The sequence below is a fragment of the Streptomyces mirabilis genome, assembly GCF_039503195.1.
Taxonomy (GTDB): domain Bacteria; phylum Actinomycetota; class Actinomycetes; order Streptomycetales; family Streptomycetaceae; genus Streptomyces; species Streptomyces mirabilis_D.
In genome coordinates this window covers 1,142,862-1,169,067 of the sequence record NZ_JBCJKP010000001.1, presented here as the reverse complement: position 1 = coordinate 1,169,067, position 26,206 = coordinate 1,142,862, and the positions used below count along the sequence as shown (strand labels likewise).

The window sequence follows — 26,206 nt, the reverse complement described above, 5'->3', positions numbered from 1 at the left end:
ATACGTTCCATTGATGTCTCAGGGTCTGGCGTCGGACTCCGTGAGGACCGCGTGGATGACGTGCTCGGCGTTGGCGGCGATCACCGGATTGGTGACGCGGTAGTACGGGAGCTGGATGAGCGCCATGGACAGGGCCCAGCCGCGCCCCCGCGCCCAGGCGGCGGCGTCGGCGCCCGCCGCCCGCCGGAAGGTGTCCCGCGCCTCGGCGGGGAGCAGGTTCCAGGCCGGGATGAGGTCGCAGGCCGGGTCGCCGACGCCGACGGTGCCGAAGTCCAGCACGGCGTCGAGCCGGCCCCCGCGGGTGAGCAGATTGCCGGGCATCAGGTCGGAGTGGACCCATGTGGGCGGACCGGTCCACGCGGGCGCGGCGAGCGCCGCCTCCCAGGCGGCGGTGGCGGCGGAGGTGTCGATCGTGCCGCGCAGCTCGTCGAGCGCGGCGCGCGTCATGGCGTCGGCGGTGGACAGGGGCACACCCCGGTAGGCGGTCGGCCCGTCGGGCAGCCGGACCCGGCGCAGCGCTGCCACGAAGGCGCCGAGGTCGGCGGCCAGGGGCAGCGGATCGGTGAGGCCGTCGGCGCGCGGGGGTTCGCCGTCGAGCCAGCGCTGCACCATCCAGGGCCACGGGAAGCCCTCGCCGGGTGTGCCGGTGGCGAGGATCTCGGGGACGGCGGCCGGGAGCAGCGGGGCGAGCCGCGGCACCCAGTGCGCCTCCCTGCCCACGTCCTCGGCGCCCCCCTCGATCCGGGGGAGGCGTACGGCCAGGTCGTCGCCGAGCCGGTACAGGGCGTTGACGGTACCCGCCGACGGGAAGCGCTTCAGGGGTAGCTCGGCCCACCGTGGGAACTGCGCGGCCAGCAGCCGTCGCACGAGCGAGGCGTCGATCGGGAACTCGCCGGGACGCATCGGGCCCTCGGGGATCGTTTGCCCTTCTGGTTCTTTGTCTGACACGCGGCCCAACTATGCCTGGGGTGAAGGAGGTTCGCGCTTCTTTTTCGCGACAGGCAACCTGGCGCACGCCGTCGCCGTCTTGATCGACAACGGATGGGCGGCGCGACGACCGCGAGACGGCAGGGATTCCCGAGTGGAAATCCAGCACTCTATACGCTCCGTGTATACAACGCATGTATATACGGCGTGTATACGAGACGTGCGGAGTCGAGTCGTCGGGTGCCGCCGGTCCGCGAAAGTCAGCCGATCGAAAGGGATCCATGTACGGCAAGGCCTTCGCCCCCGAGTACCAGGGCGCTTTGACCACCCTGTCCGTGAACTCCTCGCTGACCGATGTCCTGGCGGCGGGTACCGAGCAGCTGCGCGCCGCCGAGCGCGTGGGCGCCCGTGCCGAGGCGGCCCGGTCGGGCCTGGCGGTCGCCGAGGCGCACCGCAGGCTCGGGCAGGTGGCCGACGCCGACCGGGCGTGGAAGGCGAGCTACCGCACCGCCCGCGAGGCCCGGGACACCGGCGCGATGGCGTGGGCGCTGTGGAGCGGCGGCACCCTGGCCCGCCAGCGCGGGGCGTTCCCGCTGGCCTGGCGGCTGCTGCGACTGGCCGCCGAACTCGGCGAACAGTCCGGGGATGTCGTCGTACGCGGCTACTCCCTGGCGGGCATGGCGGAGACCGGCCGCATCCAGGGCGACTACTCCGCCGTGACCGCCCTGCACGAACAACTGCTGGCCGAGGCCCGCAAGCGCGGCGAGGCCCGCCACACGGTGTGGGCCCTGGAGGGCATCGCGCAGATACACCGCAACACCGGCGCCTACGACACCGCGTACGTCCTGTTCGAGGAAGCGGCCGAGATCGCCGCGCGCGCCGAGGACCGGCGCGGCCACGCCTGGGCCTTGCGCGGCCTCGCGGACATCGTCTCCGTACGTGACCGGGACCCGGACCGCGCGCTGGCACTGCTGAGTGAGGCGGAGGTGTCCTGCCGGGCGATGAACCTGTCCGGGGCACTCGCCTACAACCACAAGATGCGCGGCAACGTCCTCTACCGGGCCGGGCGTTATGAGCGGGCCCGGGACCTCTACACGCAGGCACTGGCGGAGTTCGAGGCGATGAGCGAGCCGCGCGGCCGGGCGCTGTCCCGGCTCGGACTGGTCAAGTCCCTGGCCAGGCTCGGCCGTGACCACGCCGAGACTGCCGCCGAACTCACCGAACTGGCGCGCGTGCTGGAGGGAATCGGGCTGCGACACGCCCAGGAGATGGTCGAACGGGCGCGGACGGAACTCGGCCTCACCCCGCCGCAGGGCGCGGACCCGGAGGCCGCCCGATGACCTCTCCCCGTACGGTCCTGACGGCGCCGCCCGCCGCCCCGGAGATCCTGGCGCGCTGCCGCGAACTGGTCGCCCCGGCCCTCGCGGAGGCGGTCGACGGACTGCACCCCTGGGTGGCGGAGATGGCCGGCTACGCGCTGGGCCGCTGCGAGGTCGGCGGAGCCCCCACGACCCACCGCCAGGGCAAGGGCGTACGACAGGCACTCGCCGTACTCGGGGCCGAGGCGGCCGGCGGTTCCGCCGAGGCGGGCGTGCCGGGCGCGGTGGCGGTGGAACTGCTGCACACCTTCTCGCTCCTGCACGACGACATCATGGACGGCGACGCGCTGCGCCGCGGCCGTCCCGCCGTGTGGAAGGCGTACGGCACCGGCCCCGCCGTCCTCACGGGCGACGCGCTCTTCGCCCTGGCCGTCGAGACCCTCACCGCGGCGCCCGCGACCTCCCACGCCGCGGCGGCCGTGCGGCGGTTGACGAGGGCCTCGCGCGACCTGGTCCGGGGTCAGGCCGACGACCTGCTGTTCGCCCACCGCCCGTGGACCGGCCCCGACGCGGTGAGCACGGGGGAGTACGAGGCGATGGCGGAGCACAAGACCGGTGCCCTGCTCGGCTGCGCGCTGGCCCTCGGTGCCGGGCTGGCGGGCGCGCCGCAGGAGACCGCCGCCGCCCTCGACCGCGCGGGACGGCATCTCGGGGTGGCCTTCCAGATCGCCGACGACCTGCTCGGCATCTGGGGCGATCCGGCCGTCACCGGGAAGCCGGTGCACGGTGATCTTCGGCACGGGAAGAAGACCCTCCCCGTTCTCGCCGCCCTGGCCGCGCCGGACCGCTCCCCGCTCGCCGAACTCCTCGCCTCCACCGCCGTCCTCGACGACGGCGCCGTACGCCGGGCGGCGACCCTGGTCGAGCGCGCCGGTGGTCGCACGGCGGCTCTGAGCGCGGCACGCCGGCATCTCACCGCGGCGGACACCCTGCTGGCGGGAGCCTCCCTGGCCCCACGTCCCGCCGCGGAACTGCGGACGCTCCTTTCCTCCCTCGCCCACCGCACGATCTGACACCTGCGCGCCTCCGGCTTCCCCTCTGTGGGCCGGAGGCGTTGCGACCTCGATCACATGTGCGGGTTGGTGGACCTCATCGGGCAACCACCGCCCCTCCCGTCGCATCTGTCGGGAGGGCCCGACAGCCTCCACGGCGTTCAACGGCGCCGTGCCTCAGGGCGGTTGGCGACGCCGGCCGCCCCTGTTCGAAGGAACTCAGTGCGTAGACCCCACATACGCCGTGTGGCGATCGCCGTCGCGGTGACGACGGCGGCCACGCTTCCGATGGCCCCCGCCTTCGCGGCGCCCGACTCGCCCGCCCGCGCCGCGACTTCGGCCTCCTCGCCGGTGGATGCCGCCCGGGCCGCCGCGTTCGCCCACGCCCCGGCCACCGGTGTCGGCCCGGGTGACACCCTGCGGGCCACGGACGTCATGACGGACCCGGACGGCAAGCAGCACGTCCGCTTCGTCCGCAGCCACCAAGGGCTCCCGGTGCTCGGCGGCGACCTCGTCGTCCACCTCGGCAGGCAGTCCGCCTACCTGGGCGTGACCCGGGCCGCCGACCACGCCGTCAAGCCGGCCACGACCGAGGCGAAGCTGACGCCCCAGCAGGCCGAACAGAAGGCCGCCGCGGTCGCCCAGGGCGACGCGGGCAGCGCCGAACTCGTCGTCGACGCCCGCGACGGCGCCGCCGCCCTCGCCTACCAGGTGCGCGTGACCGACAGCGACACCACCGAGGCCGGTGGCTCCCGCACGGTCGTCGTGGACGCGCAGAGCGGCCGGATCCGCAGCAACACCCCCGACAACGACGAGTTCATCTCGCCGCACCTGGAGAAGACGCTGCGCGAGAAGGGCGAGACGGCGAGCCCGGTGACGGGCGTGGCCACCCAGCCGGCCGGCCTCCTCGGCGCGACGGCGGCCGCCCGCTACCCGGTCAAGGCCACCGGCAGCGGCGCCTCGCTCTTCGCCGGCAAGGTGACGCTGACCACGACCCGGACCGCGCGCACCAGCTACCTCCTCAAGGACCCCACCCGGTGGAACACCGAGACCCGGGACGCCAAGGGCGCGGAACTGGAGGCCTTCTCGCGCGGCACGAAGTTCACCAGCACCACCAACAAGTGGGGCACGGGCACCACCGCCAACCGGACCACCACCGCGGTCGACGCCCAGTACGGCATCACCCAGACGCTGGACTTCTACAAGAAGACCTTCGGCCGCAAGGGCATCAAGAACAACAGCACCGGCGCCCGCGCGATGGTCCACTTCGGCCGCAAGGTCGGCAACGCCTTCTGGGACTCGACGTGCGGCTGCATGCTCTACGGCGACGGTGACGGCGCCATGTTCAAGAAGCCGCTGGTCGTCCTGGACGTCACCGGCCACGAGCTGACCCACGGCGTCGTCGACGCCACCGCCGCCCTCGAACCCACCCGGGTGGACGCGCGCGGCAACCAGTACGGCGAGCCGGGCGCGCTCAACGAGTCCCTCGCCGACATCTTCGGGTCCAACGTCGAGTTCTCCGCCAACAACCCGAAGAACCCGCCCAACTACCTCATGGGCGAGAAGCTGGGCCTCGCCCAGAAGTTCCTGCGCCGCCTCGACCACCCCTCCCTGGACAAGCTGGAGGGCACCATCGACTACTGGTCGCCCGCGGCGTACGACACCGAGGTGCACGCCGGCTCCGGCGTCTCCTCGCACGCGTACTACCTGCTCGCCGAGGGCAGTGGCCGCAAGACGATCGGCGGGGTGACCTACGACTCGCCGACGTACGACGGCTCGCGGGTGACCGGCATCGGTCGCGCCAAGGCGACCGCGATCTTCTACCGCGCGCTGACCCGCTACATGGTCTCCACGACCGACTTCCACGACGCGCGGACCGCGACCCTCGAGGCCGCCGCCGACATGTACGGGGCGACCAGCGCCGAGTACCAGGCGGTGGACGCGGCGTGGGCCGCCGTCAATGTGACCACCGCCAACACCCCGGCCGTCGGCCGCTGACGGACGGCACGAGAAGGACGGCACGAGAAGAAGGGGCCCCGCCACTTGGCGGGGTCCCTTTCGCCGTTTCACCTCGGCGTCAGTGCTGCTGTGCCTTCTGCGGAGTCGCCTCACTCGGCCGTACGACGACCAGTCCGTCCCCCTCCAGCTTCAGCTGCACGGCCTCGCCCGAGCCGCCGCGGATCATCGAACCGATCGACTGCGAGCGGTGCAGCGAGGTGTGGAGCCGCGCGGTCCAGCCGACGACCGCGTCCGTGTCGACGTACACCGGCTGCTGCGGCGAGACGGGTATCACCAGCGGGTTGCCCTCGCAGATCAGCCCCAGACTGCCGTGACCGCTGAAGACGCTGTTGAAGATGCCGCCGCCGGTGACGCCCGCGCCCTTCACGGTCTTTATCTCGTACGACAGCGTGGAGTCGAAGCACAGGACGTTGCGCCCGTTCACGGTGAACAGGTCGCCCGGCTCGATGCCGATGATGAAACAGTTCTGCGCCTCGTGCGCGAACCAGGCCTCGCCCTGCCCGCGCACCGTCATCAGCGGGAGTCCCTCACCGGTGACCGCCCGCTTGAGCATGCCGCCCACGCCCTGGCCCTTGCGCTCGAACTGCAGATTCCCCCGGTAGGCGATCATCGCCCCCTGGCGCGCGAGCATGTCGCCGTTGACGGCGTACTTGATCGACTTGGCGTTCTGGATGGTCATGCCCGGCGTGACGGCGGGCTGCACCATGTGGTCACTGGAAAAGAGATCACCCTTCATGCGGGCATCTTGGCCCGGAGGGTTTGGTTCCGCCAAGATCGCCGACATCCGGGGACGGTTGGGGGCGGTCGGCGGCTGCCGGGAACGCGCGAAGGGCCGGTCCGGTGGAACCGGACCGGCCCTGGGGGAGTCGTCAGGAGGCGCTGGCGACGCCGACCTGGCTGTGCAGGCGGGCGACGACCTCGGTGAGCTGGGCGGCGACCTCGGCGTCGTCGACCGGGTGGGTCTCGGCGAAGCGGGTCACGGAGCCGGGAACGGAGAGCTTGAGGTCCTCCAGGACGGCGGCACCCGCGATGCCCAGGGCCTTGCGGGCCTCGTCCTGCGCCCAGACGCCACCGAACTGACCGAACGCGGTGCCGACCACGGCGGCGGGCTTGCCGGTGAAGGCGCTGGCGCCGTACGGACGCGACAGCCAGTCGATGGCGTTCTTCAGGACGGCCGTGATCGTGCCGTTGTACTCCGGCGAGAAGAGCAGGAAGGCGTCGGCACGGCCCGCGGCCTCACGCAGGGCGGTGGCGGCGACCGGGACCTTGCCCTCGACGTCGAGGTCCTCGTTGTAGAAGGGGACCTCGGCGAGCCCCTCGAACAGCTCGATCTCCGCGCCCTCGGGAGCGAGCTTGATGGCCGCCTCCGCGAGCTGGCGGTTGTGGGAGCCGGCGCGAAGGCTGCCGACGAGCGCGAGGATGCGTACGGACATGGGAACTCCCGGGGACGAAACATTGCGGCAATAAAGCGGACCGAGGTCCGCTTGCTGGTCTGTTTAATGTTGTAGCACCTAAGCGGACCAGGGTCCAGTTGGCCCCTTCTGCCGTTACGCTGTGTTCATGTCCACCCCACTTCCGCCCTTCCCGAGGGGGCAGGAACCCTCGGGAGCCCCGGTCCCGCTGGAGCTGACCGTCGGCCCCGCCGCGCCGCAGCTCCGCGCCGATGCCGCGCGCAACCGCGCCCGGCTGCTGGAGGCCGCCACCCGGCTGGTGGAGGAGCACGGGGTCGCCAATGTGACGATGGAGGCCGTCGCCGCCGCGGCCTCGGTGGGCAAGGGAACCGTCTTCCGGCGCTTCGGTGACCGCACCGGCCTGCTGATGGCCCTGCTCGACCACACCGAGCAGCAGTTCCAGGCCGCCTTCCTCAGCGGCCCGCCACCTCTCGGCCCCGGCGCGGCCCCGGCGGACCGCCTGCACGCCTTCGGCTGCCGGGTCCTGCGCGAGATCCACGACCGGCTCGACCTGTACATCGCCGCCGAGCCGGACGCCTCCCGCCGTTTCAGCTCCGCCCCGTACCGGGTCCGCTTCACCCACGTCGTCATGCTGCTGCGCGAGGCCGTGCCCGGCGCGGACAGCGTTCTCCTCGCCCAGACCCTCATGGGCTACCTGGAACCCGCCCTGATCCACCACCTGACGCGACAGTGCGGGATGCCGCTCGAACGCCTGGAGTCCGGGTGGCACGACCTCGTGAAGCGGACCACCTGCCCGGTGCCGGACAGGCCCTAGCCCTTCGGGTCAGTTGAACGGGTCCAGCGTGACGTACGCCTGCTGGGGGTTGCCGTCGTGGACGAGGGACTCGTAGGTGCCCACGTCGTCGAAGGCGAACGCGTAGGCCTTGCCGTCGGCCATCTGCGCGTGGATCTTGCGGGCGTACTGGTTGGTCACCGTGTCCTGGTAGAAGTTCGCCGAGCTCGTGTCCGGCTGGTTGGGGTTGGTGAGAAGGGTCGACCGGTTGAAGCCCGCGCACAGGGTCCGTGAAATGGGGCCGCGTACCAGGTCGTTGGGAGCGTCCAGTCGCTTGTAGCAACCGAAGATGCTGTCCGAGTCGGGCTTCTGGAAGCTGGTGACGACGGCTCCGGCGCTGTTGGTGAAGTTCATGACGTCACCGGAGACCCGCCCGAAGTACTTCGTGTTCGGCTGATCGGTGAACGGTGTCACCGTCAGCGTCGACGAACTGTACTTCTGCCACACGCGGTTGACGTAGTCGTCCATGACGGTGCCCGGCAGCGCGCCCGCCTCGATGCCGTGGCCGGGAGCCAGCGCTCGCAGGACGGTGCCGTCGGACCGGGTCTGGATCAGATTGGCCCACCCGCCGGGCTGACCGCGCAGGGCGTTGAAGAACCCGGTGTAGCCGCCCGTCTTGAGGTGGCCGGTGTTCTTGGTGCTCCCGTCGGCGAGCTGGACCCCGACAGCGTACGGAGCCGAGAACATGTCGACCTGGGTGCTGTTGATCCACAGCCCGGAGTCGTTGAGCGTGTACTCGGACCAGTTGAAGAGGATGTTGTGGTTGGGGTCGCTCGGGTTCTGCACGGCCGGCTGCACCAGGCCGCCGGTGGTCAGGCGGAAGTCGAGCTTCTGGCCGTAGGAGAAGTAGATCCGGCCGGAGAACTTGGGCATCCGGATCGTCATCGACTGGCCGTTGGCCGGTCCCGCGATCGAGGCGTCGGGCGCGGGCGTCGGCGGATTGCCGCCGGTGGGCCAGGCGTGGAACGTGCCGTTCGCGTCGGCCCAGCCCTGCTGCCCCGTCGAGAGGAGTGTTCCGAGGTCGTAGATGTACACGGGTTCGCTGCGGCCGGAGTTGTTGGTGAACTTGAGTGGGATCGTCGCCGGGACGGCCGCGTTCGCTTCGGAGGGGGCGCCGAACGTGAGAAGCGCCGTGGTGGCGGTGGCCGCAGCCACCGCCAGGGCATGCCGTGTGAGACTCCTGAGCCTTCTGGGCACTCGCTCTCTCCTTGAGTGGGGGGATTCCAACGAGGTGGATTCCGGCGGAGTGGAGCCGTCCGGTTCTCGTTGAGAGCGCTCTCAGAATTGCGCCGGGTGCCGTACATGTCAACGATTCGGACAGGGTTGGTCTGGTCTAACTTGGCCTGGGGCGGCGGCACATGGTGATGTCCACGGCGGATCCGACGGGTGGTCGGCGGAAGCGGTCACGAATGCCCGTGGGAGTGCGGCTGAGGTGCTCCTCGACGACCGCGCGGCTCTCGTCGCGAACTGCATCGGGCGTTCCCGGCAGGGCATCGGAGACGGCCGGAAGGGCCGGAAATCCCAGAGAAGCCTCAAGGAACTCGCACTGGTGACGGCCGCTTTGCGGCTCTATGCGGGGTGAGCGGGCCTATTGACCGCCTACGACCGGCCGCCGGCGTCCGACCCGGAGCACGAGGCGCCACCTGGGACGGCAGGGGAGCGGGTCACACCGTGTCCGCCCCGCCCTGCGTCTGCTCGGTCTGCTGCACGGCGTTGACCCGGATCCCGCGCGGGCCGTATTTCGGCAGCTTTGGTCAGTAGGTTCACGGCCACCTCGCTCGCGCCGTGCCGTGCCATCTCCGAGACGCCGAGCGCGGCCGCCATGGTGCTGATGACCGCCCCGCTGCCCCGCTCGGCCATCGCCGGCGCGAGTACCGCCACCAGGTGGTCGCGAGTACCGCCACCAGACAGTAAGGGAGCCGAGGCGTCGCACCGAGTCGGCGTCCAGCAGGTCGGCAACCACGAAGTCCGCCGTGCCACCGTGTTGCCGGACGGCCTGGACGACGGCCCCGCCGCGCCCTCGGCCCCGGCTCGCCACCAGTACGGGCGTGCCGCACTTCGCGTGCGTTTCCGCGGCGGCTGCCCCGATGCCGCCGGTCGCCCCGTCACCTCACCAGCGAGACTTTCCCTGTCAACGACGCGGTCGTTACGGAGCCTGTGCCCGGGCTCGCGTCAGTCACGTTCAGTGATCTACGGACCACCTGCCCGCTTCCGCGCCGACCGAGTGGGCGACCCACGGGTCTCGGGGAGGCAGTCGGAGGGCGCCGACGGCCCCCTCGTTCGGTTTCGACGCGACGCACCAGTCCCCTGGAGCCAGCAGGACGCTGAGGATCACCGCGAGAACCAGCCAGAGTCGGAGTTCGCCCAGGACCTGCGCGTCGTTGGTCAGCCTCGGGGCGAGGTACAGCGCGCCGAAGGAGACCAGCGACCAGACGGGCACGGGCCGACGCAGCCCCAGGGCCTCCCAGACCAAGGCGCCGAGCAGGAATCCCGCCGAGTAGTAGTCGTAGACGCCGGGGTCCAGCAGGAGTCGCGCGCCGATGCCGAGCAGCGGCACCGCCACCCAGCGCCCCCGGAGGAGCGCGGCCGCCCCCAGCGCGCAGCCGAGCACGAGTTGCGCCGGCCGGTCCCACGACGGCGTCCCCGCCGCCGACACCCCGAGCGCGCGCAGCGCCGAGGACGGCTCGTTGACGATGTGGTACTGGGTCGCGCCCAGCGTCGCGGGGTCGGCGACGACGAAGGGCAGCCAGGCCAGCAGCACGACGGCGACGGCGTAGAACGCGACATGCCGTCGTCGGTCGCGGGCCACGGCGAGACCCAGTGGCAGGAAGACCAGAGCCCACGGCTTGGCGTCCACGGCCAGGCCCAGGCACAGTCCCGCCAGTGCCGGGACGTCAGCGAGGACCGCCCGGATCGCCAGTGCCGCGAAGAGCAGCGCCAGCACGTCGTCGAGGTGGCTGTAGTGCACCGCCAGCGATGCCCAGACGATCAGGAACACCGCACCGGCGGCCACGACGGTCATCCGCAGGGCCTGCGGGCGCGACCGCAGATCCGGCTGCCGGGCCAGTGCCGACTGCTCGACCAGCCGCAGCACCAGAAGGCCGACGCTCATCATCGTCAGCTGGGCGGCGACGACCCCGCCGAGGTTCCCCAGAACCCGGGCGCAGAGAAAGGCCAGTGGTCCTATCTGCAGGTTCGGGTAGTTCGCATAGAGGTGAAGGCCCCCCGCCGGCGACGCCTCGGAGCCGGAGAACAGCAAAGTGCTGCCGTTCGCGAAGTAGTGCCACGAGTAGCCGCCGCCGTGCAGGTCCGCCAGGAACCAGACTGTCGCCCAGAGTCCGAGGAACCACCAGTGCCAGGCGGCTCCGCTCCGCGCGGGGCGGCTGCTCTGATCAGCCATCCTCATGCCTCTCTGGTGGTCGACCCCCTGCCTGGAAAGAGTCTCCTGACCGCTCCCAGGTTCCTGGACAACCATGAGATTCAGGTACAGAGCGCCTGAAACACCTCTGCGGCCGGCCCGGCGTGGTCTCTCACCATGTCCAGCCGTGGCCGCCGCTGTTGTGGGACAGGGCCAGGACGGCGGTGGCCACGGTGAGGTACTGGGTCGGGCGGCCCTGGCTGAACAGGGCCGTCAGGGCCCAGGCGAGAGCCGTGTACCACGGCATCGACCACGGTGCCGCGAGGACCCAGGCGAAGGCCAGCGCGAACGGCAGGGCGATGACGGAGGGGGCGTCCGGAGCGGCGCGGCGGCGTAGCGCCCACGCCAGCGCGAGCATCACCACCGGCCACAGCACGCTGACGATCGCCGCGGTCGAGCCAGGGCCCAGGACCGCGGTGGCGCACTGGTCGAAGACCGCCCACAAGGAGGGTGCGGAGACCAGTCGGGAGGCCGCGGAGAGCGGCACCAGTGCGTGCGCGCCGTAGGCTCCGTAGAGCGCGGCCAGGGTCAGCGCGGCCGCGCATGCCTGCCGGGTGGCCGGTCGCCAGCGGCCCGAACGCAGCAGCGGCCAGGCCAGCCCGACGCCGAACAGGCAGGCACTGATCTTCACACCGCAGGCAAGGCCGACCAGCCCTCCCACGATCAGGTCGTGGTGCCACCGGGTCGTCCTGCGGGCGAGGTGAACCGCGCAGACGGCCAGGCCCGCGACGAGGGTGTCCAGGTGCCCACCCTCGACCAGCACACCGATCAGCAGCGGATTGACGCTCCACACCAGGCCCGCACGGACCGGATCGTCGGCGGTCCGCAACAACAGGTACCCGGTACCCACGAAGACGGTGGCGTTCGCGAGCATCAGCGCCCAAATGGTCAGCCACGGCCGCTCCTGGCCGATGAATGCCGCGGCGCCCTGCCACCACGTCGCCAGCGGTCCGTACACGGAAGGTGTGTTCCGCCACGCCTCGCTCACCAGGTGGGCGTACGCGCCGCCCAGCCGGGCGGGAGTCGTCACGTAGGGGTCACCGCCGAGCGCGGCGATACGGCCGTACGCGGCGTAGCTGGCCGTGTCGGAGGAGCCGACCGGGGTGAGGTTGGCGACGACGAGCGCGGTCATGGCGCCGAGCCGGAACAGGATCCGGGCATCGGGTCTCCAGCCCCGCTCATGGGCCTTGAGCATGCCCAGCGTGCCCCAGCACGACAGCACGATGGCCGCGATCGTGGCCGTCTGGGAGACGGTGCCGGCCATGGCAGGCAGCCGGAGCCAGGGGATCGGTGCCCTGAGCGTGTTGTGGTTGGGCGCGCTCGCGCCGACCAGGGCGAACAGTGCGATCCCGGCCCCGGCCATCCACGCCGCCGGGCGCGGTGTCGGCCGGTCGACGACCATCGGCTTCCGCGGGGGGAGTCTCCGCATCGGGGCCGCGAGACGCAAAGTCCACCCATTGTGGTTGGTCGTCAAAGTCACTCTCCGGGGCGTTGCGTCAGTTCGCGGCAAGGGCTGTCATGACGATCTTGCCCGCGAACTGGTGGATGCCCTCGCCGCTGTCGAGCACCACGGCCGCCCTCGCATCGCCGCTCCTCCGGCAGATGGCCCAGTGGGTGCCGCAGCACCTCTTCGTCCGTGGCGGGCAGCCTGTCAACGAACCGGGCGAGCACGGCGTCGGGGTCCGGGTCGGACTCCTGCGCCTGGTGCATCCGGCGAGCGGTCATGCCCTGACGTCGGTGAGCGCACAGGAATGAACGACTACCGCAGAGCCCATCGTCTACATGGCTGTAGACCGTAGGTGGCCGCAGGGGATTCCCGCGGCTCGTGTCCGGCAGCGGCTGTCCGTGGTCGCTGAGCGGGCCGACCTCGTAGCCTCGCTCCGTGCAGGTGTCGAGGATGCGGGGGAGCGCGCCGAGCGCCAGGCGCCGGGGGCCGAGGTGCGGTCCGAGTCGTGGAGCAGGACAGGGCTGCCGCCGTCGAGGTCCGCGGTCACTGCGGCGGGCCACGAGATCGGCGTCCACGGCCGGCAGCACCGGCCGCTGCTGCTGCGCGGCCCGCGCGCGCCCTATGACGACGCGACCCCGGTGCCGACGGCGCACGCCCACATCGCGCAGGCGGTGGCGACGGTGACCACGGGCCGCCGGGGCGCCCGCGGCACGGTCGCCGACATCACCGACACCCGGCCGACGCTCTTCCGCCCGGCGTAGGGTGTCATGTTCATCGCCGCTCACGCGGGCGGCGGGGCCGGCCGGGGCGCGGCGGCGGGGGCGCGGCTGTCAGGGAGAGCCGGCGGCCCAAGGTGACGACCAGATCGCGGGCGAGCGCGAGGTTCCCGGCCCTGCGGCACCGTAGACTGCGCTGTCGGCCGTCGGGGCCAGTCAGGTTGGGGACCCGCGCACCCCATCGGCCCGTGCGGCAGCTTCTTGAGGCGGAGATCGTGACGTCGAGTGCGGCATCTCTTGTACCGGTCAACCCAACCCTCGGCGTCCTGCTCGCCGTTCTGCTGTTGGTGGCGGCAGCGGTCGCGGGCCGGTTCCGTCTCGATCCGCACCCGTACAAGAGCCGGGCCCGGGAGATCCTCCTCGCCGGCTTCCGCGCGGCCCTCCAACTCGCCCTGGTCTCGGTGGTCATCACCTGGGCGGTCAAGTCAGTGCTGGGGCTCCTGGTGTTCCTCGCGGTCATGTTCGCGGTGGCCGTGCGCACGGCCGGGCGGAGACTCACCGGCAACCACACCTGGTGGCTGACGGCCGCCCCGATCTCCGCGGGTGTGATACCGGTCGTTGTGGCGCTCCTCGCCACCGGCCTCGTCCCTTTGACGGGCGTCCCCCTGATTCCGATCACGGGCATCCTCATCGGTGGGGCACTCACCGTGACCGTACTTGCCGGACGGCGTGCCCTGGACGAACTGTCCCAGCGTCGCGGGGAGGTGGAAGCCGCGATGGCGCTGGGGTTCCTGGACCGGGACGCGCGGATGGAGATCGCACGTTCCGCGGCCTCCGAGGCTCTCCTGCCCGGTCTGGACCAGACTCGTACGGTCGGGCTGGTCACGCTCCCCGGGGCGTTCGTCGGCATGCTCCTCGGAGGGGCCAGCCCTGTGCTGGCCGGAGTGGTGCAACTGTTCGTCCTCATCGCGCTCATGGCTGTGCAGACCATCGCGGTGGCGGTGACCCTTGAGCTCGTCACCCGGCACCGCCTGTATCGCCCGGGACCGGACCTTCGCGCAGGTTCCCCGCGCGCGGCCAGAAGGTTTCGCAGGGTCCCGGCGCCGAGCCGTCCATCCGAGTAGAGGCCGGCCGGCCCTACGCGGTCACTACGAGCGCGATCACGAACTTGGCCATGCGGCCCGGGGGCGGCAGCCAGGTCCTGGCGGCTCATCGGCTCGGCGTCAACGAGGGCAACGCCACTTTCGAGGCCATTGCCCCGGCCCGGGAGGTGCTCGACGCCGCCCGGTCGAACTCGAAGGCGACGGCGGGGTACTGGGCTGGGCCGCAGCGGCTCCGGTCTTCGGCCGGGGCGCGTACGTCGGCGGCGTCGAGCACTCCGTGACGGTCCTTGACTCTCTCGGCGGTGTTGGTGAGGCGACGGCGGAGGGGGCGCGGCCTGCGTCGGCGAGGGCGGCGGTGCCGGTGCGGCTCCCGGCGGTGGTGTGACCGTTGCCTCGCAGGCCGGTCCGGAGATGGTGGCCGATGACGTCGTCGTCCTCGACCACGAGGACTCGGAAGCGGCCGTTGTCGGGTGCGGCGGGCGTACCCAGGGCCGTCAGGGTAGACACGTCGGTTGTCGCGCGCCGGCTCACAGGTCGCGTAGTTCCTCGATGGCGGGGCGCCGGGCGCGGCGGATCCCGTTCAGGGCTGCGGCCGGTACGGCGATCAGGGCGGCCAGTGCTGTCGGGCCGAGGCAGGCGCCGGGCACGGCCGGGCTGGCGGGCGGGGGGTCGAAGACGCCGGTGAGGACCTTGACCAGCATGTCAGACAGGGCCCAGCCGATGAGAATGCCTCCGGCCGGCCCGGTGACGGCCAGGAGCAGGGCCTCGGTAAGCCGGCAGTCAGGATGCGTTCAGGTGCCCGGTGGCACGGTCGGACAACGTGACCTATGAAACGCGTGAGAGTCAGGTGGTTCCGCAGGCCGGTCAGCCCTCCGGTTCGCGGGGCCGGCTGCGTTCGAACAAGGTGCCCAAGGTCACCGTCTACTTCTGGATCATCAAGGTGCTGTGCACGACGGTCGGCGAGACCGCGGCGGACCTGCTGAACGAGAAGGCGGGTCTCGGGCTGACCGGTGTGTCGGTGCTGATGAGTGGCCTGCTGGGCGTCGTCCTGGTGGTCCAGTTCCGCTCCAGCGCCTACCGGCCGGGCGTGTACTGGTCGGCGGTGGCGCTGATCAGCGTCGTCGGCACGCTGATCAGCGACAACCTCACCGACCACATGGGAGTGCCGCTGGAGGCGAGCACCACGGTCTTCGCGATCGTCCTCGTGGTCGTGTTCGCCGTCTGGCACCGGCGCGAGCGGACCATGTCCATCCACCACATCGACACCACCAGCCGTGAGTCCTTCTACTGGCTGGCGGTCCTGTCCACCTTCGCACTCGGCACCGCAGCCGGTGACCTGGTGTCCGAGCGCGTAGACCTCGGCCACTGGCTGTCCGCCGTGCTCTTCGCGATGGCCATCGCCGCGGTGGCCATCGCGCACTTCGCGCTGGATCTGGACGCGGTGTGGAGTTTCTGGATCGCCTACATCCTGACCCGCCCGCTGGGCGCCTCGATCGGCGACTACCTCTCCCAGCCCACCAGCCATGGCGGCCTCGATCTGGGCGCCGTCGTGACCAGCGCTCTGTTCCTGGCGGTCGTCCTCGCACTGGTCACCTACCTCTCCGTCACCCGCGGGGATGTCGCCGAACCGGAGCACCCGTCGGGGTACGCGGCCTGAGCCACGAGCCAGTCCGATACCTCCTGCCGTCAGCTGCGGCCGCGCTCGATCACTGGTTCATCCCGCCCGGGCCCTTTCGCGATCACGATGTACCGCGCGCCTCGGCCGAGCAGGTAGCTGGCGTGCTCGCGCTGGGTGTGCCTGGCGTCGCTGGTCACGACCACGCCCGCCAGATCGGCGGGGGGCTCCAGCAGAGGCTGGAAACAGGTGATCTCGTTGGTCTCCTCGCCACCGTCGAGTCGGGCCAGGACCAGGCCGGAGAGGTGGTCGCAGACGGCGAGTCGATGAATCTAGCGGCCCGTGGCCCTGGCCGCTCCGCGCAGGGTCTTGCCGTCGACCGCCTCTGCGTGCAGCCGGCCGTCGGCCCCTGTGCGCGGGCGGGCCACCGCCCGGTCCGACGCGTCGCCGTCGGTGCGGCCCGGCAACCGACGCACCGTCGCCTCCGTCGGCAGGCACCGCTTCGGGGACAGCGGATCGGGCCGTACGCCGAGACGCTCCAGGACGGACGGCGGGGCGTCGGTGATCCACTCACCCACCGCCGGCAGGGAGGTCGCTCCGGCCGGATCCGCGCACGCGGTCAGCGCAAGCATGACGACCAGCGCGTGCCCTACGCCGCGCGGGTCGCGAGGGCCGGGCACCTCGGCCAGACGCTCCAGCAGGCCCGGGAGCTCCCCGGGTACGGCCCCGGGATGATCGGGGAGTCGGTCAAAGGCGACCGGGATCGGCGATGACGCGTCGGCAGGCACGGATCATTCGCCCGCGGTGTCCTCGGCCTCCCAGCGAAGCAGGTCGCCCGGCTGGCACTTGAGCACCTCGCAGAGCGCGGCGAGCGTCGCGAAGCGCACCGCCTTGGCGCGGCCGTTCTTGAGTACCGCCAGGTTGGCGGGCGTGATCCCTACCCGGTCTGCGAGCTCGCCCACGGACATCTTCCGCCTGGCCAGCATCACGTCGATGTCGACGGCGATCGGCATCAGATCACCTCGTCCAACTCGGCCCGCATCCGCGCCGCTTCGACGTCGCGGGCGACGGCCTGGGCGAGCAGCATCCGCAGCACGAGCACGATGAGCGCGACTCCCAGGATGGCCACGCCCATCCCGCCCATGATGAGGGTGACGCCCGGGTCGTCCCGCTGGCCGGGCGCATTGACGGCCGTGACCGCGAACCACACGAGAGCAGCCGCAACGATCGCGCCGATGATGACGTCCACGTACCGGAAGGCGGCGTGGGAGAACACGGTTCCGCGTCGCACCATCGTCACCAGTCGCCAGACACAGACCAGGGCGACCTGGGCCGTCCCGATGCCCAGGATCGTGATCACGCGCAACGGGGTCAGCGGGAGCGACCCGTCCTCCGGGTCACTCCCGCTGACCAACGCCCACACCATCAATGCCTGTACGAACACCGTGCCGGTGAGCACCACCACGAGCACGGCGCGCAGCGCGCGCACTGCCAGCCTTCCCATACCGATCCTCCCATCGATCCACGATGGGAATCTATCGAATGTCGATAGATGAAGCAACGGTTGGGTCGGAGGACGGGCGGCGATTTCGCGCCACGGCGGGATGACGCCGCCCCCTCCCGCGGCATGGCGCGATGCGAAGGTTCTCGATCTTGCCGAAGTCGACCTCGCCCAGCCGCGAATCGGGTGCCATCCGACTACGCCGAAGCCAGTTACGGAGGAGAGGTGCGTGTGCATGGAGCCGTGCTGCACGAGTGGAGCGAGTGATACACGGTGGCAGTCAGGATGCGTTCAGGTTCCCGCTGGCACAGTCGAGCAGTATGACCAATGAAACCTCTGAGGGGCAGGTGGTTCCAGAGGCGGACACCCGGCAAGGAGACCGGCAGTGAGTCGGCGAGCAACCAGCCGAGGCGGACCCACGCCGCCTCTCCGGCACTGGGTGGGGAGTGACGGGAGCGCCTTTGCGTGGCCAGGAGGGGGAGGCCGCACGGGGGATCGGGTGACCCGAATTCACGCGCTTCGCAGATTGAATTCTGGGACGAAGTTCCCAGGATTTCACCCAAAGGCGTTTTCTGCATCACGCGGGGCAATCTCAGGACCGCGCCTATGGGGTATGTCGCCCCGGGGTCATGACAGGTGTACAGAAAGTCCTTGCGCAGGCCAAGGAAAGAATAAAAGCAGAGGTCATTCCGGGAATGCGAACCGTGCCGCGGATATCGCCCCCGGCGGCGCGGCCCGGGCGGGCTTGACGAGCAATTGAGGTCATCCCGCTGTCCTGCGGATCCCCGGCTGCGCTTGTCCACACATTTGTAGGCATTCACCGTTCCGCAGTCGTGAGGGGCGCCCCCTCTGTGCTGCCGCCCGTTCTATGTGAGGGTTACATGACAACCGTGACGACGCCCGAGAGCTCTCGGACGCATGTCAAGCAGATGCTGAACAAGGTTCCCGAGGTCACGATCTGGTTCTGGATCATCAAGATCTTGTGCACCACGGTCGGCGAAAGCTTCGCCGACTGGATCAACATGAACCTCGGCGTCGGCCTGATCAACACCTCATTGATCTTCACCGCGGTTCTGGCAGGTGTCCTGGGCTGGCAACTCACCACCAAGCGCTACGTCCCGTTCGTGTACTGGCTCACCGTCGTGGTGGTGAGCGTGACCGGCACGCTTTACACCGACATCCTCACCGACAGCCAGGGCGTTCCCCTCGCGCTGAGCAGTAGCGTGTTCGCCTGCATCCTCGCCGTTGTCTTCGGGATCTGGTACGCCCGCGAGCGGACCCTGTCGGTCCACACCATCACCACGCGCCCCCGTGAGCTCTTCTACTGGCTCGCGGTCCTGGTCACCTTTGCCCTCGGCACCGCGACCGGCGACTGGACCCTGGAACTGACCGGCTGGACCCCGGGCGTCTCCGTGCTCCTGCCTCTCGGGTTGATCGGCGTGATCGTCCTCGCATGGCGCCTCGGTGCCAACGCGGTGCTCTCCTTCTGGCTGGCCTACATCCTCACCCGCCCGCTCGGCGCCAACCTCGGCGACTGGCTCGGCTCGCCCAGCGGCGACGGCGGACTGGGCCTGGGCACCGCGGTGACCAGCGTGATCTTCCTGGCGGCGATCCTCGCCACGGTCGTGTACCTCACGCTCAGCCGCAGCGATGTCATCGAGGCCAACGACCTCACCGATGCCCCACGAGCGCTGAACCCGGCGCGTGAGCGGATCATGCTCGGTTACTACGCCGTCGTGGCGGTCGCGACCGCTGCTCTTCTCATCTGGGCGCACCACCAGCCCCACGCGGCCGCGGCCGGCGAGTCCGACACCCCGGCACCTGTGACCGCCCACCTCACCCCGCAGCAGGCGACGTCGCCGTTCCCCCGGCTGAGATCGCGAAGTTCCGCACGATCACAGCTGACACCCTGGCAAAACTCAACTCGGGCAACCAGCAAGCCGCGACCACCCGAGTGACCGACCTCGAGACCGCTTGGGACGATGGCCAGCCCACGCTTGAGCCCAAGAGCGAGCAGTCCTGGCGCTTCCTCGACAGCGAGATCGACCACGTCCTGAAGTCACTGCGCGCTTCGAACCCCGACAAGGCCACCGAGGTCAAGGCACTCAACACCCTCCTCACCTCTCTCGGCTAACCGGCCACGATGCCGGACTGCCTCGACGCATCCCCTGCGCCGGGGCGGTCCGGCATTCCGCACCGGACTCGGCACATGGATCGCCAACCGCCGCGGCCGCCAGGCCGGCCAAAGGGCCGACGCGCCCCCGCGCCGGCTGCCGGCTCACCGCACCCGGGCCGATCTGACCACGTGCCTCGCCGCTTCGCCGTGAAGCAACTGCTGGTCCCCACCGACCTGTTCACGACCGGCTTCCGGGGTCGGCTGCTGCGGATCCCCCTGCTCGCGGCCGAGGCCAGGCCGCGCGCCGCTCGCAAACTGGCGCGGCAGCGCGTGGTCGTGCGCCTCGAAGTGCGCCACGCCCAGGAGACCGCCGCTCTCGCAGCCGACCGACCACGGCCACGACGATCACGAAGGTCCATACCGGACACGTCAAGTGATGGAGGAACAGGGCGGTCGAGGCGAGGCCTGTGGTCGGATTCCGAACGGATCGCCGGGGCGGCGCGCGGCGTTGCCCAAGCCGCCGGCCTCTTGCTGCCCCCGCATCGACGAACTGCCGTGGATTCGACTTCAGTTGTTGACGCCGGGCGGGGGTGGGGCTACAACCCGGGGAGAGCGCTCTCACACCAGCTGTTGCTCCTGCCCCCCCGCACGCCGAACCGGCTTGAGGAGACCCCCCATGCAGACTTCCGCCGGCGTATCCGGCACACTCGGCAGACCTTCGGCCGCCGCCGTACGCTCCCGCACGGCTCTCGGTCTGGTCGTCATCCTGATGGTCGCCTGCTTCGCCGCGCTGACTCCCTCGCTCGCCCGCGCTGCCGACCAGTTGCTGTCCCAAGGACAGCCCGCCACCGCGTCCTCGACCGAGAGCGGGTCCTTCCCCGCGAGCGCGGCCGTCGACGGCGACACCGGCACCCGATGGTCCTCGGCTTTCGCCGATCCGCAGTGGCTGCGGGTGGACCTCGGTTCCACACAGCAGCTCACCCGCGTCTCGCTGAACTGGGAGGCCGCCTACGCCACCGGATACCAGATCCAGACCTCGACCGACGCGAACAGTTGGACCACTGTCTACTCCACCACGACCTCCACCGGCGGTACCCAGAACATCAACATCACAGGCAGCGGGCGCTACGTCCGGGTGTACGGCACCGCTCGGGCCACCCCGTACGGCTACTCGCTGTGGGAGTTACAGGTCTACGGCCCCGGGAGCACCACTCCGCCGGACGACTTCTGGGGCAGTACCAGTGACATACCCCCGGCGAGCAACGCCGTCGAGGTGAAGATCCTCAACCGCACCAACGGCAAGTACCCGGACAGCCAGGTGTACTGGAGCTTCAACGGGCAGGTGCACTCCATCGCCGAGCAGCCCTACCTGGACATGCCCGCCAACTCCGCGGGCCGCATGTACTTCTACCTGGGCTCGCCCATCGGCCCCTACTACGACTTCATCGAGTTCACGGTCGGCACCAACGTCTTCAACGGCAACACCGCACGGGTCGACGCCTTCGGCCTCAAAATCGCCATGCGCCTGCACACCAAGGACGGTTACGACGTCGAGGTGGGCGAGAACCGGCAGACCTTCGCCGAGGACCGCGCCACCACCTTCCAGCGCTTCACCGACGCGGTTCCGTCCCAGTTCAAGGTCCTGGCTCAGACCCAGGCTCCGTACCGGATCATCGCACCCGGCAGCGACCCGAGCTTCCGCGCGGGTGGCGCGAGCGCCGCCTACTTCACGTCCTACGCCCAGTCGGTCGACGTGAACGCGGCCACCTCCGACATCTTCGGCTGCGCCGCCTCGCTGGCCGCCAACCCCGACATGTGCGCCGCCCTCAACCGCCACGTGGCCACCCTGCCGGCGTCGCAGCAGTCCGACCCGGCGCAGTTCTACACGGCGGCCCCCGCGAACTACTACGCCAAGTTCTGGCACGACAACGCCATCAACCAGCTCGCCTACGGCTTCCCCTACGACGACGTCGCGGGCCAGTCCTCTTTCATCTCGCACGCCAACCCGCAGTGGCTCCTGGTCGCCGTCGGCTGGTAGGCACGGACACATCGCGAAACGGGGCCGCCCTCGTCAGGAAGGGCGGCCCCGCTTCATGGGGTGATGGTCTGAGTCACCGGACGTTGATCGTGAAGGTGGACGTGGTGTTGCGGATGTCCTGGGCGTTGCCGCTCATCCGCAGGTTGACGAAGGTGGCCGAACCGACGGCCGGTCCCTGACCGGGCTCGGGGAGCTCGTTGGCCCAGATGCCGAACCCGGACTTCGCGTCGAACGCGTCCCCACTCTTCTTGGAGTTGGTGATGGAGATGTCGGTGAAGATCGTGTCCTTCACCGGGAACTGCGGCTGGCCGCCGACGTAGTTGGTCTGGAACATCACTCCTCCGTAGGTGGAGTCGTCGATGTCGACGTCGTTGACCCTGATGCCCTGGAAGACCTTCGACGCGGAGAACGCCCAGATGGCCGGGAAGACCTGCGAGCCCCAGAAGTGGCCGCCCGTTCTGTCCAGGGAGACGTTCTCGATCGTCGTCGGATCGGTCCCGAAGCCGTTCATCGGGTAGCCGAAGTCCAGCGAGGAGATCGTGATCCCGGAGTAGACCAGGGTGTCGGCGACCCGGATGTTGCGGAAGGTGTTGTTGTAGCCGCCGTAGACGGCGATACCGGCCGCGCGCCAGGTGAGCGTCGACGTCAGGTTCTCGTAGAGGTTGTTCTTCTCGTCGGCGCCGCCCGCGTCGATCGCCGAGAAGAGCGCGAAGCTGTCGTCACCCGTGGCCCGGGCGTCGTTGTTGACCACGTGGTTGTCCGTGGAACCGTTCGTCATGTTGATGCCGTCGGCGAACGTGTCTCGGATGCGGGAGTTCTTGATGGTCATGTTGTCGGTGTTGGCACCCCAGTAGAGGCACACCATGTGCTCGACCCAGATGTCGTCGATGGTGATGCCCGAGACGTTGGAGAAGTCGAACACCTTGCCCGGACCGTCGATCCGGGACGTGTAGTTGCCGAAGTAGGAGAAGCCGGTGAATGACGAGCCGTCGGCGGTCGCCTCGGCCCGGAAGCCCACGTCGGTGTTCTCCTGCGCGGCGGGTGCGTGGAAGCGGGTGAACCACGACCCGGCTCCGACGACCTTGACCGCCTTGCCGTAGACCTGGAACTTGCTGGAGGTCTCGTAGTCTCCGGCGGGCAGGTAGACGCCGACGAGCTTGCCCGTGGTGTCCATGCGGACCTTGTCGAGCGCGTTCTGCACGTCCTGGTGGGAGAAGCCGGCCGGGACCGTGTAGGCGGCCGGGTCCGGGTTCGGGACCGCCGTCGCCTGTTCGAGGTTGATGAAGTCGACTGCGTAGGTGGAGGTGTTGGCCGCGTCTTTCTGGAGGCGGATCTTGGAGCCGGCCGGAACGGTCCTGCCGAGCTGCAGGTTCGCCTCGTCGTAGATGTGGCGCGGGGCACCGGAGCCGGGCGAGTTACCCGGAGAGGTCTCGTTGCCGTAGAGCCAGGCGTACTTCGACGTGAGGTCGATCGGCTTGAGGAACTGGCCGTCCACGTAGACATTGAGCGTCGTGTCGGTGCCGTCCGGGATCTCGAAGCGGGTCACCAGGGTGTTGGTGGCCGCCCGGGTGGTCCACTCGACGTACTGGCCGGTCCCGGTGAGGGTCACCGCCTTGCGGCCGCTCGCCTCGCCCGCGATGTCGCCGATCGTGCGGTTCGGGCCGACGACCTTGGCGCCGCCGCCGACGGTGCCGTCCTCGGCCTCGTACATGTCGTACGGCATGTCCGCGCCGCGGCCGACGAACAGGGCCTGCGTGGTGGTGTTGTTGGCTCGCTTGACCGGCAGTTCGTTGGCGTCGTCGGCGATCACCGCCTTGACGGTGTACTTGCCGTTGGCGGCCGTCCAGGAGCCGAGGCCGACCGGTGCGGTCGTCTGGCCGGACGCGATGGCGCCGCTGTAGGAGCCGGTGAGCGTCTTGACGGTGGCGCCGTTGGAGTCCTGGACCGTCAGCGTGACGTTGTGGGCGCCGGAGGCCGAGGCCACCGTCCCCTGGTTCTTGATCGCGACGGTGAACGAGACGTTGTCGCCCGCCGAGGCGCTGGAGGGCGTCCAGGCGACCGGAGCGGCGACCAGGTCCGAGCTGGAGACGGGCTTGACGACGAGGGCGTCGGAGCGGGTGAAGACGTTGTTCGCCTCGTTCTGCTCGATGACCTTGTTCGACGGGTCCACCTCGGCGCCGAGCGGGTAACTGCCCGCATCCCGGGTGCCGATGCTCGCCGTGACCGTCGTCGAATCGCCGGCCGCGAGGGCCGGGACGTCCGCGGTGGCGGCCTTGGTGCCGCCGAGCGTGAAGTTCAGGTCCGTGGCCTTGGACGGCTTGCTGCCGCCGTTGGTGACGGTCGCCGTCAGGCTGATGGCGTCCGACTCGACCGGGGCCGCGGGCATGTTGCTGATGCCGGTGACCCTGAGGTCCGGGTTGGCGGCCGGGGTGCCGATGACCTGGAACTCGGCGACCTGCGCGCCGGGGGCACCGGTGTTGGAGGCGAACTTGAGCTGGATGTCGGCGGCGGAGCCGGAGACCGGGATGGTCACCGTGTTGCCGCTCGCCGGGTTGAACGTGTAGTCCTTGGCGGCCACGAGGCTGGTGAACGCCGTCGCGTCCTGGTCGCGGCCGAGCACCTGGACGTTCTGCGTGCGGGTGGACCAGGCGGCATCGGGGTTGAGCTTGACGACGACCTGGCTGAGGTCGGCGTTGGCACCCAGCTTGGTGGTGAGGGTGGCCGGGTAGGCGCCGCCCCCGCTCTCCCAATAGGTGGCTGTCTGGCCGTCGTTGGCGTTCGCGGCGACATAGGTGAAGGTGTACGAGGACGCCTCGATGGGCTTGCCCTGGGCGAGGTCGGAACCGCCGCCGGAACCCGCCCTGGTGACGCTGTTGCTCGCCACCGACACGTTCCCGGCGGCGTCCTTCGCCTTCACGTAATAGGTGACCGTGGCCGCCGGCGACGGGGTGTCGGTGTACGTCGTGACGTCGCCCGCCACGGACTTGACGAGCTGGTCGCCCGCGTAGACGTCGTAGCCGGTGACCTGGACGTTGTCGCTCGACGCCTGCCAGGTGAGCTTCACGTCGCTGCCGGACTGCGTGTAGGCGAGGTTTCCGGGCGCGGTGGGGGCCTGGGTGTCGCCGCTCGATCCCTTGCGGATGACGCTGTTGCTGTTGGCGGAGACGTTGCCCGCGGCGTCCTTGGCCCGCACGAAGTACGTGATGTCGCCGCCGGCCGGCTGGGTGTCGGTGTAGGTCAGGACGTTCCCGGCGACGCTCGCCCGCAACTGGCCGTTCGCGTAGATGTCGTAGCCCGTCACGGCCGTGTCGTCGGTGGCCGCGCTCCAGGTCAGCTTGATCTGCCCGGTGGCCGGCTCGGTGTAGCCCAGGTTGGACGGCGCCGTGGGCGCCTGGGTGTCGCCGGTCGCCGGTCCGTAGACCTCCAGCTCGGACGCCTGCCCGGCGGGCCAGCCGGTGTTGGCGGTGAACAGCACGCGCACGTACCGCGTGGTGGTCGTGTCGAAGGAGATGGTCGTCGACTGGTCGTTGGTGCTGTCGAAGGTGTACGCCTGCGAGGCCGTGAGGTCGGTGAAGTTCTGGTTGTCGGTCGAGCCCTGGACCTTGAAGGTCTGGCTGCGGCTCGGCCAGCCGCTGGGCAGCCGCAACGTCACCTGGTTGATCTTGACCGACGAGCCGAGGTCGACCTGGAGCCACTGCGGGAAGGCGTTGTTCGTGCTCTCCCAGTAGGTGTTGCGGTTGCCGTCACCAGCGTTGGCCGCGCCGTAGACGTCGGCGTGCCCGCTCTCGCTGAAGGGTTTGCCCTGGGCGAGGTTGGGGGTCGCGGCGGCGGTCGTGAGGACCTGTATCTCGGCGAGCTGAGCGGTGCCGGCGACCGAGTTGGCGCTGAAATCGGCCCGTACGTACCGGGCGAGGGTCGCGGGGAAGGAGACCTTCACCGTGTTGTCGTTGCCGGGGCTGAAGACGTACTGCGCCGACGACGTGAGCGTGGCGAAGCTCTTTCCGTCGGCGCTCGCCTGCAGCGCCAGCGTCTGTTTGCGGGTCTGCCAGTGTTCGGGCAGACGCAGCACGACCTGGCGGACGCGCTTGCTCCGCCCGAGGTCGGTCTGCACCCACTGGGCCGACTTCCTTCCGGCCTGCCAGTAGGTGTCGGTGTCGCCGTCGGTGACGTTGGCTGCGGCGTGTGCGCCGCGGCTGCTGCCCGCCGTGGTCACGGCGTCCGCGACGGCGTTGGGGCCGCCGGCCGCGTGTGCGCCGACGGCGGGCAGGCCCAGAACCATGACGACCGAGGCGAGCGCGGCGGTCGCTGCGCGGCGCCTTGTGGATCTCTGCTTGTGTCGAGTCATGCGGGGTCACTTCCTGCGGAGGCTCGCGCGCCGATGGGCGGCGAGGGCGGCTCATTCCTGGCGGAGTGGTGCAGAAAGGTGCAGGACGATCAGTGCGGAGCGGGGTGCGGTGCGGTGAGGCGGCGGGAGTCGACCTGGCGGAGAAGATCTTCGGAGGACATCGAGGCAGTATTTTGCGTTCTTTCATCGAAATATTGCAGAGCAGAATCGACGGGTCTACAGCTGGAACGGCACAATATTCACCAGAAGCACCCATCACTCGGGAATCATGGCGGCGCGGGCACCACATCCGGGCCGCTGAAGCAGTCAAATGACAGGCGTCGGGACCAGCTTTACCGACCGACGC

24 protein-coding genes are annotated in these 26,206 nt (G+C 70.1%); 12 read left to right on the top strand and 12 right to left on the bottom strand.

Going from position 1 to position 26,206, the window contains the following annotated elements:
- Positions 1–18 precede the first annotated feature (18 nt).
- Positions 19–903, bottom strand: coding sequence for an aminoglycoside phosphotransferase family protein (locus AAFF41_RS05860; protein WP_319753018.1), 885 nt, complete (start codon positions 901–903; stop codon positions 19–21).
- Between the two features lie 305 nt (positions 904–1,208).
- Between AAFF41_RS05860 and AAFF41_RS05855 the strand changes: the two genes are divergently transcribed.
- The 3 genes from AAFF41_RS05855 (at position 1,209) to AAFF41_RS05845 (ending at position 5,296) form a co-directional block, all read left to right on the top strand.
- Positions 1,209–2,267 (top strand): tetratricopeptide repeat protein, encoded by a 1,059-nt coding sequence (locus AAFF41_RS05855; protein WP_319752980.1) that lies wholly within the window; start codon positions 1,209–1,211, stop codon positions 2,265–2,267.
- Positions 2,264–3,319: a polyprenyl synthetase family protein gene (locus AAFF41_RS05850; RefSeq protein ID WP_319752981.1), complete on the top strand. Its 1,056-nt coding sequence runs from the start codon at positions 2,264–2,266 to the stop codon at positions 3,317–3,319. The genes AAFF41_RS05855 and AAFF41_RS05850 overlap by 4 nt, the downstream gene beginning before the upstream one ends.
- A gap of 201 nt (positions 3,320–3,520) precedes the next feature.
- Positions 3,521–5,296: a M4 family metallopeptidase gene (locus tag AAFF41_RS05845; RefSeq protein WP_343323609.1), complete on the top strand. Its 1,776-nt coding sequence runs from the start codon at positions 3,521–3,523 to the stop codon at positions 5,294–5,296.
- Between the two features lie 79 nt (positions 5,297–5,375).
- On the opposite strand, the gene AAFF41_RS05840 is transcribed toward AAFF41_RS05845, so the two are convergent.
- Together AAFF41_RS05840 and AAFF41_RS05835 are read right to left on the bottom strand one after the other, a co-directional pair.
- Positions 5,376–6,053 (bottom strand): AIM24 family protein, encoded by a 678-nt coding sequence (locus tag AAFF41_RS05840; RefSeq protein ID WP_319752983.1) that lies wholly within the window; start codon positions 6,051–6,053, stop codon positions 5,376–5,378.
- Between the two features lie 133 nt (positions 6,054–6,186).
- Positions 6,187–6,750, bottom strand: a complete 564-nt coding sequence (locus tag AAFF41_RS05835; protein ID WP_343323608.1) for an NADPH-dependent FMN reductase — start codon at positions 6,748–6,750, stop codon at positions 6,187–6,189.
- 127 nt (positions 6,751–6,877) lie between these two features.
- On the opposite strand from AAFF41_RS05835, the gene AAFF41_RS05830 reads away from it, so the two are divergent.
- A complete protein-coding gene (locus AAFF41_RS05830; protein ID WP_075026086.1) occupies positions 6,878–7,543 on the top strand; it encodes a TetR/AcrR family transcriptional regulator in 666 nt (221 codons plus the stop codon).
- Between the two features lie 9 nt (positions 7,544–7,552).
- Here the strand turns inward: AAFF41_RS05830 and AAFF41_RS05825 are convergent, their stop codons facing one another.
- The 3 genes from AAFF41_RS05825 to AAFF41_RS05815 all read right to left on the bottom strand — a co-directional run bounded on the left by AAFF41_RS05825 (position 7,553) and on the right by AAFF41_RS05815 (position 12,408).
- Positions 7,553–8,722, bottom strand: a complete 1,170-nt coding sequence (locus AAFF41_RS05825) for a glycoside hydrolase family 64 protein (RefSeq protein WP_415926017.1) — start codon at positions 8,720–8,722, stop codon at positions 7,553–7,555.
- 1,021 nt (positions 8,723–9,743) lie between these two features.
- Complete coding sequence (locus tag AAFF41_RS05820) at positions 9,744–10,961, bottom strand: hypothetical protein (RefSeq protein ID WP_343323607.1); 1,218 nt, start codon at positions 10,959–10,961, stop codon at positions 9,744–9,746.
- Positions 10,962–11,091: 130 nt separating this feature from the next.
- Complete coding sequence (locus AAFF41_RS05815) at positions 11,092–12,408, bottom strand: MptA/MptB family glycosyltransferase (protein WP_343323606.1); 1,317 nt, start codon at positions 12,406–12,408, stop codon at positions 11,092–11,094.
- An 89-nt stretch (positions 12,409–12,497) separates the two neighbouring features.
- Between AAFF41_RS05815 and AAFF41_RS05810 the strand changes: the two genes are divergently transcribed.
- The 4 genes from AAFF41_RS05810 (at position 12,498) to AAFF41_RS05790 (ending at position 14,526) form a co-directional block, all read left to right on the top strand.
- The gene (locus tag AAFF41_RS05810; protein WP_343326491.1) at positions 12,498–12,734 is read left to right on the top strand and encodes a hypothetical protein; all 237 of its coding nucleotides are present in this window, start codon (positions 12,498–12,500) and stop codon (positions 12,732–12,734) included.
- A 27-nt stretch (positions 12,735–12,761) separates the two neighbouring features.
- Positions 12,762–13,187, top strand: a complete 426-nt coding sequence (locus AAFF41_RS51490; protein ID WP_425526109.1) for a polysaccharide deacetylase family protein — start codon at positions 12,762–12,764, stop codon at positions 13,185–13,187.
- Positions 13,188–13,417: 230 nt separating this feature from the next.
- The gene (locus AAFF41_RS05795) at positions 13,418–14,266 is read left to right on the top strand and encodes an ABC transporter permease (RefSeq protein WP_425526234.1); all 849 of its coding nucleotides are present in this window, start codon (positions 13,418–13,420) and stop codon (positions 14,264–14,266) included.
- A 50-nt stretch (positions 14,267–14,316) separates the two neighbouring features.
- Positions 14,317–14,526 (top strand): hypothetical protein, encoded by a 210-nt coding sequence (locus tag AAFF41_RS05790; protein WP_319752798.1) that lies wholly within the window; start codon positions 14,317–14,319, stop codon positions 14,524–14,526.
- 246 nt (positions 14,527–14,772) lie between these two features.
- Here AAFF41_RS05790 and AAFF41_RS05785 read toward each other — a convergent pair whose 3' ends face one another.
- Complete coding sequence (locus AAFF41_RS05785) at positions 14,773–14,946, bottom strand: hypothetical protein (RefSeq protein ID WP_343323605.1); 174 nt, start codon at positions 14,944–14,946, stop codon at positions 14,773–14,775.
- Positions 14,947–15,065: 119 nt separating this feature from the next.
- Here AAFF41_RS05785 and AAFF41_RS05780 point away from each other — a divergent pair, with 119 nt between their 5' ends.
- The gene (locus AAFF41_RS05780; protein WP_343323604.1) at positions 15,066–15,902 is read left to right on the top strand and encodes a COG4705 family protein; all 837 of its coding nucleotides are present in this window, start codon (positions 15,066–15,068) and stop codon (positions 15,900–15,902) included.
- 290 nt (positions 15,903–16,192) lie between these two features.
- Here AAFF41_RS05780 and AAFF41_RS05775 read toward each other — a convergent pair whose 3' ends face one another.
- The 3 genes from AAFF41_RS05775 to AAFF41_RS05765 are packed head-to-tail and all read right to left on the bottom strand — an operon-like array spanning position 16,193 to position 17,364.
- Positions 16,193–16,648: a transposase family protein gene (locus AAFF41_RS05775; RefSeq protein ID WP_343323603.1), complete on the bottom strand. Its 456-nt coding sequence runs from the start codon at positions 16,646–16,648 to the stop codon at positions 16,193–16,195.
- A 3-nt stretch (positions 16,649–16,651) separates the two neighbouring features.
- Positions 16,652–16,873, bottom strand: coding sequence for a helix-turn-helix domain-containing protein (locus AAFF41_RS05770; protein WP_054237256.1), 222 nt, complete (start codon positions 16,871–16,873; stop codon positions 16,652–16,654).
- Positions 16,873–17,364: a DUF2975 domain-containing protein gene (locus tag AAFF41_RS05765; RefSeq protein ID WP_319752793.1), complete on the bottom strand. Its 492-nt coding sequence runs from the start codon at positions 17,362–17,364 to the stop codon at positions 16,873–16,875. Before AAFF41_RS05765 ends, AAFF41_RS05770 begins: the two co-directional genes overlap by 1 nt.
- An 887-nt stretch (positions 17,365–18,251) precedes the next feature.
- On the opposite strand from AAFF41_RS05765, the gene AAFF41_RS05760 reads away from it, so the two are divergent.
- Both AAFF41_RS05760 and AAFF41_RS05755 read left to right on the top strand, forming a co-directional pair.
- Positions 18,252–19,319 (top strand): COG4705 family protein, encoded by a 1,068-nt coding sequence (locus tag AAFF41_RS05760; protein WP_343323602.1) that lies wholly within the window; start codon positions 18,252–18,254, stop codon positions 19,317–19,319.
- Positions 19,316–19,495, top strand: coding sequence for a hypothetical protein (locus AAFF41_RS05755; RefSeq protein WP_343323601.1), 180 nt, complete (start codon positions 19,316–19,318; stop codon positions 19,493–19,495). Before AAFF41_RS05760 ends, AAFF41_RS05755 begins: the two co-directional genes overlap by 4 nt.
- Positions 19,496–19,639: 144 nt before the next feature.
- On the opposite strand, the gene AAFF41_RS05750 is transcribed toward AAFF41_RS05755, so the two are convergent.
- On the bottom strand, positions 19,640–19,834 hold the full coding sequence (locus AAFF41_RS05750) for a hypothetical protein (protein ID WP_343323600.1): 195 nt from the start codon (positions 19,832–19,834) through the stop codon (positions 19,640–19,642).
- A 319-nt stretch (positions 19,835–20,153) separates the two neighbouring features.
- Between AAFF41_RS05750 and AAFF41_RS05745 the strand changes: the two genes are divergently transcribed.
- Positions 20,154–21,515 carry a beta-1,3-glucanase family protein gene (locus tag AAFF41_RS05745; protein ID WP_343323599.1) on the top strand — a complete coding sequence of 454 codons (1,362 nt, stop codon included), beginning with the start codon at positions 20,154–20,156 and terminating at the stop codon, positions 21,513–21,515.
- Between the two features lie 73 nt (positions 21,516–21,588).
- On the opposite strand, the gene AAFF41_RS05740 is transcribed toward AAFF41_RS05745, so the two are convergent.
- Entirely contained in the window at positions 21,589–25,860 is a 4,272-nt protein-coding gene (locus AAFF41_RS05740) for a discoidin domain-containing protein (protein WP_343323598.1), read from the bottom strand.
- Positions 25,861–26,206 lie beyond the last annotated feature (346 nt).

Excerpts from the sequence above, each read along its gene's own strand:
- AAFF41_RS05860 (WP_319753018.1), bottom strand. The coding sequence starts at position 903 with ATGCGTCCCGGCGAGTTCCCGATCGACGCCTCGCTCGTGCGACGGCTG.
- AAFF41_RS05855 (WP_319752980.1), top strand. The coding sequence starts at position 1,209 with ATGTACGGCAAGGCCTTCGCCCCCGAGTACCAGGGCGCTTTGACCACC.
- AAFF41_RS05850 (WP_319752981.1), top strand. The coding sequence starts at position 2,264 with ATGACCTCTCCCCGTACGGTCCTGACGGCGCCGCCCGCCGCCCCGGAG.
- AAFF41_RS05840 (WP_319752983.1), bottom strand. The coding sequence starts at position 6,053 with ATGAAGGGTGATCTCTTTTCCAGTGACCACATGGTGCAGCCCGCCGTC.
- AAFF41_RS05835 (WP_343323608.1), bottom strand. The coding sequence starts at position 6,750 with ATGTCCGTACGCATCCTCGCGCTCGTCGGCAGCCTTCGCGCCGGCTCC.
- AAFF41_RS05830 (WP_075026086.1), top strand. The coding sequence starts at position 6,878 with ATGTCCACCCCACTTCCGCCCTTCCCGAGGGGGCAGGAACCCTCGGGA.
- AAFF41_RS05820 (WP_343323607.1), bottom strand. The coding sequence starts at position 10,961 with ATGGCTGATCAGAGCAGCCGCCCCGCGCGGAGCGGAGCCGCCTGGCAC.
- AAFF41_RS05815 (WP_343323606.1), bottom strand. The coding sequence starts at position 12,408 with ATGCGGAGACTCCCCCCGCGGAAGCCGATGGTCGTCGACCGGCCGACA.
- AAFF41_RS05810 (WP_343326491.1), top strand. The coding sequence starts at position 12,498 with ATGACGATCTTGCCCGCGAACTGGTGGATGCCCTCGCCGCTGTCGAGC.
- AAFF41_RS51490 (WP_425526109.1), top strand. The coding sequence starts at position 12,762 with ATGGCTGTAGACCGTAGGTGGCCGCAGGGGATTCCCGCGGCTCGTGTC.
- AAFF41_RS05790 (WP_319752798.1), top strand. The coding sequence starts at position 14,317 with ATGCGGCCCGGGGGCGGCAGCCAGGTCCTGGCGGCTCATCGGCTCGGC.
- AAFF41_RS05785 (WP_343323605.1), bottom strand. The coding sequence starts at position 14,946 with ATGCTGGTCAAGGTCCTCACCGGCGTCTTCGACCCCCCGCCCGCCAGC.
- AAFF41_RS05770 (WP_054237256.1), bottom strand. The coding sequence starts at position 16,873 with ATGCCGATCGCCGTCGACATCGACGTGATGCTGGCCAGGCGGAAGATG.
- AAFF41_RS05765 (WP_319752793.1), bottom strand. The coding sequence starts at position 17,364 with ATGGGAAGGCTGGCAGTGCGCGCGCTGCGCGCCGTGCTCGTGGTGGTG.
- AAFF41_RS05745 (WP_343323599.1), top strand. The coding sequence starts at position 20,154 with ATGCAGACTTCCGCCGGCGTATCCGGCACACTCGGCAGACCTTCGGCC.
- AAFF41_RS05740 (WP_343323598.1), bottom strand. The coding sequence starts at position 25,860 with ATGACTCGACACAAGCAGAGATCCACAAGGCGCCGCGCAGCGACCGCC.